The organism is Streptomyces sp. NPDC085946, from assembly GCF_044540485.1.
GTDB lineage: Bacteria > Actinomycetota > Actinomycetes > Streptomycetales > Streptomycetaceae > Streptomyces.
Window position 1 is genome coordinate 72068 of record NZ_JBITSF010000019.1, and the last position, 15023, is coordinate 87090.

Genomic DNA, 15023 nt, shown 5'->3' on the forward strand with positions numbered 1-15023 from the left:
CGCCCGCGTACGGGCGTTCCCCCTCCCGCACGCCCGGGCCCCAGCAGCGTAGTGCGCCGCTCCGGCCGGGCTCAGGGCTCCAGCAGATCGACCCTGACGTCCGACGGGAAGCCGGTGGTCGGGCCCACCCGGCGGGCGAACTCCGTCACCGCCTCCAGCTGCGGGCCGCCGAACCGGAAGTCGAGGGTGGTGAAGTACTGGGCGAGGGTCCGCTCGTCGAAGGCCTCCCAGCGGGCCGCCTGTTCGGCGACCTTGCCGACCTCCTCCAGGGAGAGGTTGCGGGAGGCGAGGAAGGCCTCGTGCACCTTGCGCGTGATGACCGGTTCGCGGGCGAGGTAGTCGCGGCGCGCCGCCCAGACCGCGAAGACGAACGGCAGTCCCGTCCACTCCTTCCACAGCAGGCCGAGGTCGTGCACGTCGAGGCCGAAGCGCGGACCGTCGAGCATGTTGGCGCGCAGCGCGGCGTCGCCGATCAGGACGGCCGCCTCGGCCTCCTGCATCATCAGGCTCAGGTCGGGCGGGCAGGTGTAGTAGTCGGGCGTCACGCCGAAGCGTTCCTCCAGCAGGAGCCGGGCGAGGCGTACGGAGGTGCGCGAGGTCGACCCGAGGGCGACCCGGGCGCCGTCCAGCCGCTCCAGGGGGACCTGCGAGACGATCACGCACGACATGACCGGGCCGTCGCAGCCGACCGCGATGTCGGGGAAGGCGACGAGCTCGTCCGCGTGCTTGAGGAACTCGACCAGGGTGATCGGCCCGATGTCGAGTTCGCCCTGCACCAGTTTCTCGCTGAGCTTCTCCGGGGTGTCCTTCGTGAGCTCGAAGTCGAGGAGCGTGCCCGTTCTCGCCAGCCCCCAGTACAGGGGCAGGCAGTTCAGGAACTGGATGTGGCCGACACGCGGCCGGGTGCGAGGATTGTCCACATCGTGAGGCTAGCCCTCGGGCGGCGCGCCCCCGTCTCCGCCCCCGTCGGCGGCCGGCGGGCCCCCGGCCGCCGCCCGAACACGGCGCGTTCAAACATTCGGGTGACGTGATCTTGACCTCTCTTGCATTCGGGCGTCTCCGTGCTACGCTCGTCGCAAGTTGCAGTTTGGTTTCCCTTGCAGTACAGAGCCTGCGGAGCATGTGACCGCGGGCTCTCGTCGTTCTCAGACGTACGCAGTTGTGCAGAATCTTCTTCACACTTGCTGGTTCTGGAGCAGGGCAACCCTTTTGAGCCCAAGGAGGGCTTATGGCTACCGGAACCGTGAAGTGGTTCAACGCCGAAAAGGGCTTTGGTTTCATCGCCCAGGAGGGCGGCGGCCCCGACGTCTTCGTCCACTACTCCGCGATCAACGCGCAGGGTTTCCGTTCCCTCGAGGAGAACCAGCAGGTGTCCTTCGACGTCACCCAGGGCCCGAAGGGTCCGCAGGCGGAGAACGTCACCCCTGTCTGATTGAGAGCAGTACCCAAGGAGCCCCGCGCCGCCCGGCGACGGGGCTCCTGCCCTTTTCCGGCGCGGCGCCCTCCCGGCAGCGCCGCGGCCGCCTTTCCGGGACGTCCGGCCGGTGAATTTCCGGCGAATTCCTCCGCCTTCCGCATTCTCAGACGTGCTGCATGACCAGCACGAAAGTCGTGCCCGGCGCGAGCGCCTCGTAGGAATGCGCCACATCGCCCCGATAGGACATGTAGTCGCCGGGTCCCAGTTCCACCTCGTCGCCGCGCGGCCCGGCCTTGACCCGGCCCGTGCTCACGACCAGGTGCTCGACCGTGCCCGGGATGTGCGGCTCCGAGGCGCGGGCCGCGCCCGGCTCGGCGCGCAGGTGGTAGATGTCCCGCCGGGCGCCGGGCGGGCTGGCGGAGAGCAGGGTGGCGACGTAGTTCGCCTGCTCGGAGGCGACCGCAGGGCCCCTGCCGGCCCGGATCACCTGGACCGCCGGGGCGGGCGGCTCGACCAGCGCGCTGAACGGCACCCCCAGCGCGACCCCCAGGGCCCACAGCGTCTCCATGCTCGGGTTGCCGCTCGCCGCCTCCAGCTGGGAGAGCGTGGACTTGGCGATGCCGGCCCGCTTGGCGAGCTCCGACAGCGACAGGCCCGCGCGGGTGCGTTCGCGCCGCAGGGCGGCGGCGATCCAGTCGAGGGGGAGGCGGGGCGGGGCGGGAGTTTCGTCGGCCATGTCGTTCGCTCCAGCGGTCTGATCGTTCGTCTTGACGAACAGGGCGTCGTCTGTCCATGGTAGAAAACATGCGTTCGGTACAGCGAACATTCCCCTGGGCGGGGCTCGATCCCGGCCTGCTCCGTGACGTGGCCCTGGTCTGCCTGGCCGGCGGCGTCGTCGGGGTGTCGTTCGGCGCGATCGCCGTGGCCGGCGGGCTGCCGGTGTGGGTGCCGGTGGTGATGTCGCTGGTGGTGTACGCGGGCTCCGCCCAGTTCAGCGCCGTCGGCGTGCTGCTGGCCGGGGGCGGGCCGCTGGCCGCGGCGGCCACCGGCCTGCTGCTCAACACCCGCACGGCGGCCTTCAGCCTGGCCGTCGCCGGGGACATCGGCCGGGGGCGGCTCACCCGCCTGCTGGGGGCGCACCTGGTCACCGACGAGACGGTGGCCTTCACCCTCGCCCGGTCCGGCCCGGCCCGGCGCACGGCCTTCTGGGTCTCGGGGCTCGCCCTGTTCGCGGTGTGGAACACCGGCGTGCTGGCGGGCGCGCTGGCCGGCGACGCGCTCGGCGACACGGCCCGCTACGGCCTGGACGCCGCCTTCCCCGCCGTCCTCGTCGCCCTGGTCCTGCCCGCCCTGCGCGGGGACCGGGCGGTACGGCGGTCCGCGCTGCTCGGCGCCGCCGTGGCCCTGGCGGTGACCCCCGTGGTCCCGGCCGGGGTGCCGGTGCTGCTGGCGCTGGCCGGGCTGGTGCTGCACGGGCGGGGGCGGGCGGCGTGAGCGCGACGGCCGCGGTGATCCTGGTCCTCGCGGTCGGGACGTACGCGTTCCGGCTGGTCGGACCGGTGCTGCACGGGCGGGTGGAGCTGCCGGTCCGGACCCGGGAGCTGCTCTCGGCGGCGGCGGTGGTCCTGCTGGTGGCCCTGCTGGCGACGGGTGCGCTCACCGAGGGCGGCGGCCCGGCGGGGTGGGCGCGCCCGGCCGGGGTGCTGGCGGGCGGCGTGCTGGCGTGGCGCCGCGCCCCGTTCGCGGTGGTGGTGCTGGGCGCGGCGGCGGTGACGGCGGCCCTGCGGGCGGCGGGCGTGGCCTGAAGACGCCCGTACCGGGTGCCGCCGCCGGTGGCGGCCGTTAGGGTCCCCGGCCATGACCGACACCGACTTCGTGACCGCCACCCGCACCTTCTACGACGCCATCGCCGAGGACTACGCCGACCGCTTCCGGGACGTGTTCCCGGCCATGCCGCTGGACCTCGCGGTGCTGGCCGGGTTCGCCGGACTCGTCGGGGAGGGCGGGGAGGTGGCCGACCTGGGGTGCGGGCCGGGGTGGACGACGGCGTACCTGGCGTCCCGGGGCCTGTCGGTGTTCGGGGTCGACCTGTCAGAGGCCATGCTGGCGATCGCCCGCCGCGAGCACCCCGGACTGCGGTTCGAGCAGGGGTCGATGCTGGAGCTCGCCCTGCCCGACGGCGCCCTGGCGGGCGTGGTGTCCTGGTACTCGACCATCCACACCCCGCTGGACCGCCTGCCGGACCTGTTCGCCGAGTTCCGGCGGGTCCTGGCCCCGGGCGGCCACCTGCTGCTCGGCTTCCAGGCCGGTGACGAGCCCCGGCACCACGACCGGCCCTTCGGCCGCCCGGTCTCCCTCACCTTCGAGCGGCGGCGGCCGGAGCACGTCGCCGGGGTGCTGGAGGACGCCGGTTTCCGGATGGTGAGCCGGACGGTGCGCGCACCGGACACCGAGAAGGGCGAGCTGGTCGAGCAGGCGTTCCTGATCGCCCGCCGCTGACGGGCGCCCACCCCGGCCCGGCCGGGATGGGCCGGCACCCGCTCGCGCCGTCCGCCTCAGTGCCCGTACAGACCCTCCACCACGTGGGCGAAGTCCCGCATGACCGCGTCCCGGCGCAGCTTCATCGACGGGGTGAGGTGGCCCGTCTCCTCCGTGAAGTCCCCGGGCAGCACGGCGAAGCGGCGGATCGACTCGGGGCGGGAGACCAGCTTGTTGGCCTCGTCGACCGCCCGTTGCAGCACGGCCCGCAACTCCTCGTCGTCGACGAGGAGTTCCGGCGGCACCGGGTGCTTGCCGTTCATCCGGCGCCAGTGGGTGATGCCCTGGGGGTCCAGGGTGATCAGCGCCGAGACGTAGGGGCGGCCGTCGCCGACGACCATGCACTGCGAGATCAGGGGGTGCTGGCGCAGCCAGTTCTCCAGCGGGGCCGGGGCCACGCTCTTGCCGCCCGCCGTGATCAGCAGCTCCTTCTTGCGGCCGGTGATCGTCAGGTAGCCCTCGTCGTCCAGGGCGCCGAGGTCGCCCGTCGCCAGCCAGCCGTCGGGGGCGGCGGGGACCACGCCGCCCGCCGCCGGGTCCCAGTAGCCGCGCAGGACGTGGTCGCCGGCGACCAGGATCTCGCCGTCCGCGGCGATGCGGATCCGGGTGCCGGGCAGCGGCCAGCCGACCGTGCCCAGGCGGGGTTTGAGCGGCGGGGTGACCGTGGACGCGCCGGTGGTCTCGGTCAGGCCGTAACCCTCGAAGACCTCGATGCCCGCGCCCGCGTAGAAGGCGGCCAGGCGGCGGCCGAGCGGGGAGCCGCCGCAGATGGCGTACCGGACCCGGCCGCCCAGGGCGGCGCGCAGCCGGCGGTAGACCAGCGGGTCGTAGAACGCGCGGGCCGTCTTCAGGGAGCGGGTCGGGCCCGGGCCGGTGCCGTTCTGCTGCGCCTCCAGGGCCTCGCCGTAGCGCCGGGCGACGGCCGCGGCGCGGTCGAAGGACGCGGCCCGGCCGGCCGCCTCCGCCTTGGCGCGGGCGGTGTTGAAGACCTTCTCCAGCATGTACGGGATGGCCAGCAGGCAGGTCGGCCGGAAGCTCGCCAGGTCCGGGAGCAGCTCGTCGGCCTTGATGCTCGGGGCGTGGCCCAGCCGCACGCGGGCGCGGACGCAGGCGATCGCCACCATGCGGCCGAAGACGTGCGACATCGGCAGGAAGAGCAGGACCGAGGCCTCCTCGCTCGTCCGCGCCCTGAAGACCGGGTAGAGCAGCTCGACGGCGTTGTCCACCTCGGCGAAGAAGTTGCCGTGGGTGAGCGCGCAGCCCTTGGGGCGGCCGGTCGTGCCGGAGGTGTAGACGAGGGTGGCGAGGGTGTCGGGGCCGAGCACCCCGCGCCGCACCTCCACCTCCTGGTCGGCGAGGTGCGCGCCGGCCTCGGCGAGCCGCTCCACGTGGCCCTTCTCGACGACCCAGGCGTGGCGCAGGTCGGGCAGCCGGTCGCGCTCCGGGCCGAGGGCGGCGGCCTGGGCGACCGTCTCGGTGACGAGGGCGACCGCGCCGGAGTCCTGGAGGATCCAGCGGGCCTGGTAGACGGAGGCGGTGGGGTAGATGGGGACGGTGACCAGGCCCGCCGCCCACGCGGCGAAGTCCAGCAGGGTCCACTCGTAGCAGGTGCGGGCCATCACCGCGACGCGGTCGCCCGGCACCAGGCCCTCGGCGATCAGGCCCTTCGCGACGGCCAGCACCTCGTCGGCGAACTCCGCCGCCGTGAGGTCCCGCCACGTGCCGTGCCCCGTCCTGCGGCTGAGCACGACGACCCCCGGGGCCTCGCGCGCGTTGTCGAACGGCAGGTCCGCCAGCGACCCGTGCCGCACCGGCCGGGCGAGCGGCGGCACCGACACCTCCCGTACGGCCCCGTCCAGCCGGCGCGTCTCGGGCGTGACGAGGACGGGCCCCCGGCGTACGTCGTCGTAGGCGGCGGAGGGAGGGACGGTGGACACGGGCGGCTCCTGGGGCGCGCGGCGGGGACCTGCTTGCTGCACCACGTACGTGCCTCGCACGCCGAGGCGTTCACGGGCAGGGACCCCGACCGGGGTTACCGCAGGTAGACAGTGGATCGTACGGGGCTCACGTGGCGGGTTCGTGCGGGTTTCACGATGGTCCGGAGCCGGGCCTGTGCAATGTCGGGGGTTACGTGAGGGTATTTCAGCTTCCGTGCGGGGCGTCAGGGCCGTTCGAGCACGGCCGTCACGCCCTGCCCGCCCGCCGCGCACACCGAGATCAGCCCCCGTCCGGGCGCGTCCCGTTCGGCGAGCAGCTTGGCCAGGGTCGCGAGGATCCGGGCGCCGGTCGCGGCGAAGGGGTGGCCGGTCGCCAGCGACGACCCCGCGACGTTGAGGCGGTCCCGGTCCACCGGGCCCAGCCCGCGCTTCTCCCAGGCCGCCAGCGTCGCCAGCACCTGGGACGCGAACGCCTCGTGGATCTCGACCAGGTCGAAGTCGGACAGCTCCAGGCCGGCGCGCTCCAGCATCCGCGGCACCGCGTACGCCGGGGCCATGAGCAGCCCGTCCTCGCCGTCGGCGACGTCGCCGTGCACGAAGTCCACCGCCGCCGTCTCGTACGCCGTCAGGTACGCCAGCGGCTCGATGCCCCTGGCCCGGGCCCAGTCCTCGCTCGCCAGCAGCACCACCGCCGCGCCGTCGGTCAGCGGGGTCGAGTTGCCGGCCGTCATGGTGGGGTCGGGGTGATCGAGGCCGAACACGGGCTTGAGAGCGGCCAGTTTCTCCGCCGTCGAGCCGGGGCGCAGGTTCTGGTCGCGGGCCAGGCCGCGGAAGGGGACCACCAGGTCCTGGAAGAAGCCGCGTTCGTAGGCCGCCGCGAGGCGCCGGTGGCTGGCGGCGGCGAGTTCGTCCTGCGCGGCGCGGCCGATGCCCCAGGCGCGGGCGGTGACGGCGGCGTGCTCGCCCATCGACAGGCCGGTGCGCGGCTCGGCGTTGCGCGGGATGTCGGGGACCAGGTGGGAGGGGCGGATCTTCGCGAGGGCCTTGAGCCGGCCGGGGACGGACCGGGCGCGCCGCGCCTCCAGCAGGATCCGGCGCAGGTCGTCGTTGACGCCGAGGGGCGCGTCGCTCGCCGTGTCCGCGCCGCCCGCGATCGCCGACTCGGTCTGCCCGAGGGCGATCTTGTTGGCGGCGGCGACGACGGCCTGGAGCCCGGTGCCGCAGGCCTGCTGGACGTCGTACGCCGGAGTCCGCGGGTCCAGCCGCGAGCCGAGGACCGTCTCGCGGGCGAGGTTGAAGTCACGGCTGTGCTTGAGGACCGCCCCGGCGACGAACTCCCCCACCGCGCCCGGCTCCTGGAGCCCGTGCCGCTCGACCAGGCCGTCGACGGCGGCGGTCAGCATCTCCCGGTTGGAGGCGGTGGCGTACGGCCCGTCGGAGCGGGCGAAGGGGATGCGGCTGCCGCCGACGACCGCGACGCGCCGCGGCAGCGGCTGCCGCGGCTGCTGCGGAGGGCTCGACTGGGGGCTCATCTCGACCTGCTCCTCACGGTGACGTACCCTTACCTCCGGTAACCTTACTCTAGAGTAAGCACGAGTGAGCCTCTTTCGGCAGCTGGGAGACGCACATGGCCGACCGCTACCTGAGCTTCACCGGCACCGCGCCCGGCCGCTTCCTGACCCGGCGGCTGGGTCTTCCGCAGCCGGCCGCGCTGCGGCGCTGGTCGGCGGAGCGGCCGGTGCTGGACGGCGGCCTGCTCCACCTCACCGCGGGCACCTCGAAGCTCGACCTGGCGCCCGTCCTGGCCCGGGCGGGCCTCGGCGCCGACTCGGGCCGGCCCGCCGCCGTCGTCCTGGACGCCACCGGGGTACGGGACGTGGCCGGGCTCGCCGAGGTGCACGCGGCGCTGCACCCCGTCGTGCGGTCGGTCACGGCGAGCGGGCGCGTGGTGGTGCTCGGCGCCCCGCCGGACCCGGCCGACCACCACCGGGCCGCTGCCCAGCAGGCCCTGGAGGGCTTCACCCGCTCCCTCGGCAAGGAGATCGGCCGCGGCCGGACCGTGAACCTGGTCCGGCTGACCGACGCCGCCGCCGCCGAGTCGACCCTGCACTTCCTGCTCTCCCCCAAGTCGGCCTACGTCAGCGGGCAGGTGATCGAGGTCGGCGCCGGCGCGGCGGGCACGGACGGGGCGGGCGGGGCCGCCGCTGCCGCCGACCCGGACCGCCCCCTGGCCGGCCGCACCGCCCTCGTCACCGGCGCGGCACGCGGCATCGGCGAGGCCGTCGCCGGGACGCTGGCCCGGGACGGCGCGCGGGTCGTCGTGCTGGACGTGCCGCAGGCCGAGGCGGACGCCCGGCGCCTGGCCGACCGGCTCGGCGGCACCGCCCTGCTCCTGGACGTCACCGCCGCCGACGCGGGTGAGCGGATCGCCGGGGCCCTGCCCGGCGGCCTCGACGTCCTGGTGCACAACGCGGGCATCACCCGGGACCGGCGACTGGTCAACATGCCCGCCGACCGCTGGAGTTCGGTCCTCGACGTCAACCTCGCGAGCGTGCTGCGCACGACGGACGCGCTGCTGGCGGCGGGGACGCTGCGACCGGGCGGGCGGATCGTGGCGACCGCGTCCATCGCGGGCATCGCGGGCAACGCCGGACAGACGAACTACGGCGCGAGCAAGGCGGGCGTCGTCGGCCTGGTCCGCTCCCTGGCGCCGCGCGCGCTGGCCGAGCACGGGGTGACGGTCAACGCGGTCGCGCCGGGCTTCATCGAGACGCGGATGACCGCCGCCGTCCCGCTGTTCATCCGCGAGGCGGGCCGCCGCATGAACTCCCTCGCCCAGGGCGGGCTCCCGGCGGACGTCGCCGAGACCACGGCCTGGCTGGCCCACCCGGCCTCGGGCGCGGTCAACGGGCAGGTCGTCCGGGTCTGCGGCCAGAGCCTGCTGGGGGCGTGACCATGACCGCGGCCCCCGCCGGCTCCCGCGTCCTCACCGCTCCCCCCTCCCTGCCGCCCCTGCTGGCCCGGGGCGCCCTGCTGTCCCCCTTCAAGCGGCCGGGTCCCGACGCGGAGTTCCCGCGCACCCGGCTGGTGCTGCCCGGGGTGCGCGCCGACCTCGCGCGGCTGGCCGCGTACGAGCGGGTGTGCGGGTTCCCGGCCGGGGCGGACGCCCTGCCGGTGACGTATCCGCACGTGCTGGGCTTCCCCGCGGCCATGCGGCTGATGAGCGGCCGGGACTTCCCGCTGCCGCTGCTCGGCCTGGTCCACACCTCGATCGCGATCACCCGGTACCGGGCGCCGGCGGCCTCGGGCGCGTACGACCTGACGGTGTACGTCGAGGGGCTGGCGCCGCACCGGCGCGGGACGGAGGCCGCCGTCGTCACGGAACTCCGGTGCGCGGACGCGCTGGTGTGGGAGTCGCGGAGCACGTACCTGGCCCGGCACCGCACGTCCGGCCGGGCCGCCCCGCCCCCCGCCGGCGACCGCGAGCCGCTGCCCGCCGTCGCGCGGTGGCGGCTCGGCCCGGACCTCGGGCGGCGCTACGGGGCCGCCTCCGGCGACCGCAACCCGATCCACCTGCACCCGCTCACCGCCCGGCTGTTCGGCTTCCCGCGGGCGATCGCCCACGGCATGTGGACCGCGGCCCGCTGCCTCGCCGCACACGGCACGCCCGACGCGGTCACCGTGCGCGTGGACTTCCGGGCACCGGTGCTGCTGCCGGGAACGGTGACGTACGCGGCCCGGGACGGCCGGTTCGAACTGCGCGGCGAGGACGGCCGGCTCCACCTCGGCGGCGAGGTCCGCCCGGCTTAGGCCAGGCGGCCGTCCGGCGCGTCCGGGTCGTCCGGCTCCTCCGGCGGTGTCCACGGCCGGCCCGCCATCAGGTCGCCCAGGCCCGCCCACGCGAAGTTCATCAGCGTGGCCGCGGCCTGCCGGGCCGTGACGCCCGGGGTGGCGTTCGCCCAGGCGGCGAGGGACTCGGCGGCCCCGACCAGGGCCTCGGCGAGGCCCGCGACCTCGCGTTCGGGGAGGTCGGGGTCCCGGTGCGCCTCGCGGGCCGCGGCGAGGATCAGCTGGGTCACGAACGCGACGATCTCCTCGCGCATCGCGGTGACCTCCGCCGCGAACGGCTCACCGTGGGTGCGGGCCTGGAGGTGCAGGACCGACCAGGCGTCCGGGTGCCGCGCGGTGTGGGTGAAGAAGGCCCGCAGGCCCTCCCACAGCTGGCGGTCGGCGGGCAGGTCGCGGCGGACGCCGGCGCGCACGGCCTCGGTCAGGGCCCGGGCCTCGCGGCGGATGCAGGCCGTGAAGAGGTCTTCCTTCGAGTTCAGGTACAGGTACACCAACGGCTTGGAGACACCGGCGAGTTCGGCGATCTCGTCCATCGACGCGGCCATGTACCCGCGCTGCCCGAAGGTCCGTACGGCGGCGTCCAGCATCTGCTGCTCACGGACCGCACGCGGCATCCGCTTGTTCTTCACGGCACCCATGCGGATTAGCGTACGGTCCGGCGCAGCACGTCACGCCCGGTCAGGCGGCGGCGGGCACCCGCTGCGGCGCGTCGGCCGGCTCGTCGTCGACCGGGGAGCCGCCGACGCTGTCGTAGGCGGTCCGGTCGAGCAGGCCCTCGCGGGCCGAGACCAGGACCGGCACCAGGGCCTGTCCGGCCACGTTGGTCGCGGTGCGGATCATGTCGAGGATCGGGTCGATGGCGAGCAGCAGGCCCACGCCCTCCATGGGCAGGCCCAGGGTGGACAGGGTCAGGGTCAGCATGACCGTCGCGCCGGTCAGGCCGGCCGTGGCGGCGGAGCCGACCACCGAGACGAATGCGATCAGCAGGTAGTCGCCGAGGCCGAGCTGGATGTCGAAGATCTGGGCGACGAAGATCGCGGCGATCGCGGGGTAGACGGCGGCGCAGCCGTCCATCTTGGTGGTGGCGCCGAACGGCACCGCGAAGGAGACGTACTCGCGCGGGACGCCGAGGCGCTCGGTGACCTTCTGGGTCAGCGGCATGGTGCCGACCGACGAGCGGGAGACGAAGGCGAGCTGGATGGCGGGCCAGGCGCCCTTGAAGAACTGGAGCGGGTTGGCCTTGGCGACCGTGGCCAGCAGCACCGGGTAGACCACGAACAGCACGATCAGGCAGCCGACGTAGATGTCGGCGGTGAAGGTCGCGTACTTGCCGATCAGGTCCCAGCCGTAGGTGGCGATGGCGTTGCCGATGAGGCCGACGGTGCCGAGCGGGGCGAGGCGGATGACCCACCACAGCGCCTTCTGGAGGAGCTCCAGCACGGACTCGCTCAGGGTGAGGATCGGCTGGGCCTTCTCGCCGAGCTGGAGGGCGGCGATGCCGGCGACGGCGGCCATGAAGACGATCTGGAGGACGTTCAGCTCGGTGAACGGCGTGATCACGTCGGTCGGGACGATGCCGGTGAGGAAGTCGATCCAGGAGCCGGTGGTCTCCGGCTTCGCCCCGTCCTTGGGGGTGAGGCCGGTGCCGGCGCCGGGGTTGGTGACCAGGCCGATCACGATGCCGATGCTCACCGCGATCAGCGAGGTGATCATGAACCAGAGGAGGGTGCGGGAGGCCAGGCGGGCCGCGTTGTTGACCTTCCGCAGGTTGGTGATGGAGACGAGGATCGCGAAGAAGACGAGCGGGGCGACGGCGAGCTTCAGCAGCCCGACGAAGGTGCCGCCGATCTTCTCCAGGGTCGTCACCAGCCAGGACAGGTCCTGGCTGCGGGCGAGCCAGCCGAGCAGGACGCCGAGGACGAGGCCGGCGAGTATCTGGGCCCAGAAGGGCACCTTGAAGGACTTGGTCTCAGAGGACACGGACATGCTCCGGTGGGGGCGCGTAGAGGCTGACGTGGAAGCGGCGGGGCGGAAACGTCAGGGACGACAGGTCGCCGACGCGCACCGGCAGAGGTCCACGTGCAGGCGCGCCACGAGCGGGATGCTCCGGGGCGTGGGAGACGCGGCTGCTGGCTTCATACAGAAACCTTAACACCTGAACTTTGAGAGGCTCAAAGCCTTCCTTTGAGAGGCATGCGGCCGCATCCAGCCATACAACACAAAGGGTGAGATGTCAGGAAGTCTGACCCTGCGCCCGGCCCTGGGCCGGCTCCTGGGTGCGGACGGTGTCGTCGGCCGCGTCCTCCTGGCTGCGGTTGGCCTCCAGGTTGGCCTTCGCCCGGTCCACGCGCCGCACGATCTGCTCGGAGGCCCGGTCCCGCTCGCCGCGCAGCACGACGAAGCTGATCGGCGCCGAGAGCAGCAGCGCGAGCAGGACGACCCACAGGCCGTTGGAGTCGCCGAGGCCGCGCGGCGCCAGGCCGGAGTAGACGAGGCCCCAGACGACCACGAGGCAGCCCACGAAGATCCCGAGGCGCATCAGCGTGTAGCGGAGCATCTCTCATCCACTCTTCCGTCTAGACCGGCCGGAACATGCCCAAAGAGGCACCGTCCAGTGAAGCACGCCCGGCCGCCGGCCCCGCAGGGGGGTGCGCGGCGCGCGATCGGTCCAGCGGCAGCAGCATCATCACGTCGTCGCGGTCGTCGCCGGGGGCGACGCGGATCGCGCCCGGCACCCGGCCGACCTCCTGGTAGCCGCAGGAGGCGTAGAAGCGCTCCAGGCCGAGGCCGCCCCGGCAGGTGAGGCGGATCGCCTCGACGCCGTCGAGGGTGCGGGCGGCGTCCGCGGCGGCCGCGAGCAGGTCCCGGCCGCAGCCCCGGCCCTGGTGGCGGGGGTGCACCATCACGGTGTACAGCCAGATCCAGTGCCGCATCAGCCGGTGGGTGTTGAAGGTGAGGAACGCGGTCGCGGCCACCCGCCCCTCCTCGTCGTGGCCGGCGAGCAGCCGGACCCTGCCCTCCGCCATCGCCACGAAGTGCTTGACCAGTTCGGGGCGGACGTCCTCCCGCGTGACGGGCGGCACGAAGCCGACGGCTCCGCCCGCGTTGGACACGTCGGTCCACAGGTCCAGGAGGCCGTCGCGCAGGTCGGGCGTCACGGCGGGGTCCAGCGTGAAGGTAAGGGGCATGTCGGGAGATTATTCATTACGCGCGGTCGTGATCAACGCCGTCCCGAGGAGCGGACGCCCCCGCTCAGCCCAGCGCCCGCGCCGCGACCCCGAGGTCCGCCACCAGCCCCCGGTACGCCGCCTCCCGGTCGTCCGCGCGCAGCACCGCCGAGGGGTGCACGGTGGGCACCAGCCGCTCGGGGCGCCCGTGGATCTCCTCCTCCAGGACGGTCCCGCGCACCTGCGTGACCTTGAACGAGGGGCCGAGCAGGGCCTTGCCGGCGGTGGCGCCCAGCACCACGATCAGCTCCGGCTCGACGAGGGCCAGCTCGGCGGCGAGCCAGGGCCCGCAGGCGGTCGCCTCCCGCCGGGTCGGGGACTTGTGGATGCGGCGCTTGCCGGGGTCGGCCCGGGTGAACTTGAAGTGCTTGACGGCGTTGGTGACGTACGCGTCCGCCGGGTCGAGGCCGGCTTCCGCGAGGGCGCGGTCGAGGAGTTTCCCCGCGGGGCCCACGAAGGGGCGGCCCTGGCGGTCCTCCTGGTCGCCGGGCTGTTCGCCGACGAGCATCACGCGGGCGTGGGGGTTGCCGGTGCCGAAGACCGTCTGCGTGGCGTCCCGGTGCAGGGGGCAGCCGCGGCAGGCGGCCGCGGCCTCGCGGAGCCGGTCCAGCCCGGCTCCGGCCGGGACGAAGGGTTCCGCGGTGTAGGCGTCTTCCGGGGCCTTCGTTGCAGGCATGTCTGCGGGGTACCCCCCGTGGGCGGCGGCGAACGGGGGGTGGGGGCGGATCGGCGGCCGGGTGCGGGTGCGCGGGGGCCGGTCGCGCAGTTCCCCGCGCCCCCGGGTCGGTCAGCCCCGGGCCCCCGGGTCGTCAGCCCCGCGCCCCCGGGCCGGTCAGCCCCGGGCCAGTTTCCGGGTCAGACCCTCATCGGCTGCGGGGACTCGCGGCGGGACGGGTCCGGGCCCTCGTACTCGCGGATGATCTCGTAGCGCGTGTTGCGTTCCACCGGGCGGAAGCCCGCGTCGCGGATGAGTTCGAGCAGGTCCTCGCGGGTGAGCTTGTTCGGCGTGCCGAAGTTGTCGGCGTCGTGGGTGATCTTGTACTCGACGACCGAGCCGTCCATGTCGTCCGCGCCGAACTGGAGGGCGAGCTGGGCGGTGTTGACGCCGTGCATCACCCAGAAGACCTTCACGTGCGGCACGTTGTCGAACAGCAGCCGGGAGACGGCGAAGGTCTTCAGCGCCTCGGCCCCGCTCGCCATCTGCGTGCGGGCCTGGAGGCGGTTGCGGACCTTGCCGTCCTTCACGTCGACGAAGTCGTGCTGGTAGCGCAGCGGGATGAAGACCTGGAAACCGCCGGTCTCGTCCTGGAGTTCGCGCAGCCGCAGCACGTGGTCGACGCGGTGCCGGGGCTCCTCGATGTGGCCGTACAGCATGGTGCACGGGGTCTTCAGACCCTTCTCGTGCGCCAGCCGGTGGATGCGGGACCAGTCCTCCCAGTGGGTGCGGTGGTCCACGATGTGCTGCCGGACCTCCCAGTCGAAGATCTCCGCGCCGCCGCCGGTCAGCGACTCCAGGCCGGCGTCGATCAGCTCGTCGAGGATCTCGGAGGCGCTGAGCCCCGAGATGGTCTCGAAGTGGTGGATCTCCGTGGCCGTGAAGGCCTTCAGGGACACGTTCGGCAGGGCGGCCTTCAGCTCCCGCAGCGAGCGCGGGTAGTAGCGCCAGGGGAGGTTCGGGTGCAGGCCGTTGACGATGTGCAGCTCGGTGAGGTTCTCCGACTCCATCGCCTTGGCGAGCTTGACGGCCTCCTCGATGCGCATGGTGTACGCGTCCTTCTCGCCGGGCTTGCGCTGGAAGGAGCAGTACGCGCAGGAGGCCGTGCACACGTTGGTCATGTTGAGGTGGCGGTTGACGTTGAAGTGCACCACGTCGCCGTTCTTGCGGGTGCGCACCTCGTGGGCGAGTCCGCCAAGCCAGGCCAGGTCGTCCGACGCGTACAGCGCGATGCCGTCCTCGCGGGTCAGCCGCTCACCGGAGCGGACCTTCTGCTCCAGCTCGCGCTTGAGCCCGACGTCCATGCCGTTACCTCCACCTAGAGACAGACTCCGTCCACC

Annotated in this window: 16 protein-coding genes and 1 pseudogene; 6 read left to right on the plus strand and 11 right to left on the minus strand. The window is 73.7% G+C overall.

The window, feature by feature from the left end:
- Positions 1 to 71 precede the first annotated feature (71 nt).
- Positions 72 to 920 (minus strand): menaquinone biosynthetic enzyme MqnA/MqnD family protein, encoded by an 849-nt coding sequence (locus ACIF8T_RS30275; protein WP_400039311.1) that lies wholly within the window; start codon positions 918 to 920, stop codon positions 72 to 74.
- A 308-nt stretch (positions 921 to 1228) separates the two neighbouring features.
- Here ACIF8T_RS30275 and ACIF8T_RS30280 point away from each other — a divergent pair, with 308 nt between their 5' ends.
- Positions 1229 to 1432, plus strand: a complete 204-nt coding sequence (locus ACIF8T_RS30280; RefSeq protein ID WP_003974443.1) for a cold-shock protein — start codon at positions 1229 to 1231, stop codon at positions 1430 to 1432.
- Between the two features lie 148 nt (positions 1433 to 1580).
- On the opposite strand, the gene ACIF8T_RS30285 is transcribed toward ACIF8T_RS30280, so the two are convergent.
- Positions 1581 to 2153, minus strand: coding sequence for a helix-turn-helix domain-containing protein (locus ACIF8T_RS30285; RefSeq protein WP_400039313.1), 573 nt, complete (start codon positions 2151 to 2153; stop codon positions 1581 to 1583).
- Positions 2154 to 2221: 68 nt separating this feature from the next.
- Here ACIF8T_RS30285 and ACIF8T_RS30290 point away from each other — a divergent pair, with 68 nt between their 5' ends.
- From ACIF8T_RS30290 to ACIF8T_RS30300, 3 genes are read left to right on the plus strand one after another with little or no spacing between them, the layout of a single operon-like run.
- Entirely contained in the window at positions 2222 to 2911 is a 690-nt protein-coding gene (locus ACIF8T_RS30290; RefSeq protein WP_400039315.1) for an AzlC family ABC transporter permease, read from the plus strand.
- Positions 2908 to 3222 carry an AzlD domain-containing protein gene (locus tag ACIF8T_RS30295; protein ID WP_400039317.1) on the plus strand — a complete coding sequence of 105 codons (315 nt, stop codon included), beginning with the start codon at positions 2908 to 2910 and terminating at the stop codon, positions 3220 to 3222. Before ACIF8T_RS30290 ends, ACIF8T_RS30295 begins: the two co-directional genes overlap by 4 nt.
- A 52-nt stretch (positions 3223 to 3274) precedes the next feature.
- On the plus strand, positions 3275 to 3916 hold the full coding sequence (locus ACIF8T_RS30300) for a class I SAM-dependent methyltransferase (protein ID WP_400039319.1): 642 nt from the start codon (positions 3275 to 3277) through the stop codon (positions 3914 to 3916).
- 56 nt (positions 3917 to 3972) lie between these two features.
- Here the strand turns inward: ACIF8T_RS30300 and ACIF8T_RS30305 are convergent, their stop codons facing one another.
- Together ACIF8T_RS30305 and ACIF8T_RS30310 are read right to left on the minus strand one after the other, a co-directional pair.
- Positions 3973 to 5892 carry an AMP-dependent synthetase/ligase gene (locus ACIF8T_RS30305; RefSeq protein WP_400039320.1) on the minus strand — a complete coding sequence of 640 codons (1920 nt, stop codon included), beginning with the start codon at positions 5890 to 5892 and terminating at the stop codon, positions 3973 to 3975.
- Positions 5893 to 6116: 224 nt separating this feature from the next.
- A complete protein-coding gene (locus ACIF8T_RS30310; protein ID WP_400039322.1) occupies positions 6117 to 7424 on the minus strand; it encodes an acetyl-CoA C-acetyltransferase in 1308 nt (435 codons plus the stop codon).
- Positions 7425 to 7519: 95 nt separating this feature from the next.
- Here ACIF8T_RS30310 and ACIF8T_RS30315 point away from each other — a divergent pair, with 95 nt between their 5' ends.
- Both ACIF8T_RS30315 and ACIF8T_RS30320 read left to right on the plus strand, forming a co-directional pair.
- The gene (locus ACIF8T_RS30315) at positions 7520 to 8845 is read left to right on the plus strand and encodes a 3-oxoacyl-ACP reductase (protein WP_400039324.1); all 1326 of its coding nucleotides are present in this window, start codon (positions 7520 to 7522) and stop codon (positions 8843 to 8845) included.
- A gap of 2 nt (positions 8846 to 8847) precedes the next feature.
- Positions 8848 to 9702 carry a MaoC family dehydratase gene (locus tag ACIF8T_RS30320; protein WP_400039445.1) on the plus strand — a complete coding sequence of 285 codons (855 nt, stop codon included), beginning with the start codon at positions 8848 to 8850 and terminating at the stop codon, positions 9700 to 9702.
- Here the strand turns inward: ACIF8T_RS30320 and ACIF8T_RS30325 are convergent.
- The 7 genes and pseudogenes from ACIF8T_RS30325 to mqnE form a co-directional block, all read right to left on the minus strand.
- A complete protein-coding gene (locus tag ACIF8T_RS30325; protein WP_400039326.1) occupies positions 9699 to 10379 on the minus strand; it encodes a TetR/AcrR family transcriptional regulator in 681 nt (226 codons plus the stop codon). The genes ACIF8T_RS30320 and ACIF8T_RS30325 overlap by 4 nt on opposite strands.
- Positions 10380 to 10419: 40 nt before the next feature.
- Positions 10420 to 11727: a dicarboxylate/amino acid:cation symporter gene (locus tag ACIF8T_RS30330; RefSeq protein ID WP_400039327.1), complete on the minus strand. Its 1308-nt coding sequence runs from the start codon at positions 11725 to 11727 to the stop codon at positions 10420 to 10422.
- A gap of 51 nt (positions 11728 to 11778) precedes the next feature.
- Complete coding sequence (locus ACIF8T_RS30335) at positions 11779 to 11880, minus strand: putative leader peptide (RefSeq protein ID WP_365830463.1); 102 nt, start codon at positions 11878 to 11880, stop codon at positions 11779 to 11781.
- A gap of 94 nt (positions 11881 to 11974) precedes the next feature.
- Complete coding sequence (locus ACIF8T_RS30340) at positions 11975 to 12298, minus strand: DUF4229 domain-containing protein (protein WP_400039329.1); 324 nt, start codon at positions 12296 to 12298, stop codon at positions 11975 to 11977.
- Between the two features lie 112 nt (positions 12299 to 12410).
- A pseudogene (locus tag ACIF8T_RS30345) lies at positions 12411 to 12929 on the minus strand (GNAT family N-acetyltransferase); the annotation flags it as partial.
- Between the two features lie 64 nt (positions 12930 to 12993).
- Positions 12994 to 13644, minus strand: a complete 651-nt coding sequence (locus ACIF8T_RS30350; RefSeq protein ID WP_400039331.1) for a UdgX family uracil-DNA binding protein — start codon at positions 13642 to 13644, stop codon at positions 12994 to 12996.
- Positions 13645 to 13823: 179 nt separating this feature from the next.
- Positions 13824 to 14987 (minus strand): aminofutalosine synthase MqnE, encoded by a 1164-nt coding sequence (mqnE, locus tag ACIF8T_RS30355; protein ID WP_400039333.1) that lies wholly within the window; start codon positions 14985 to 14987, stop codon positions 13824 to 13826.
- Between the last annotated feature and the right edge of the window lie 36 nt (positions 14988 to 15023).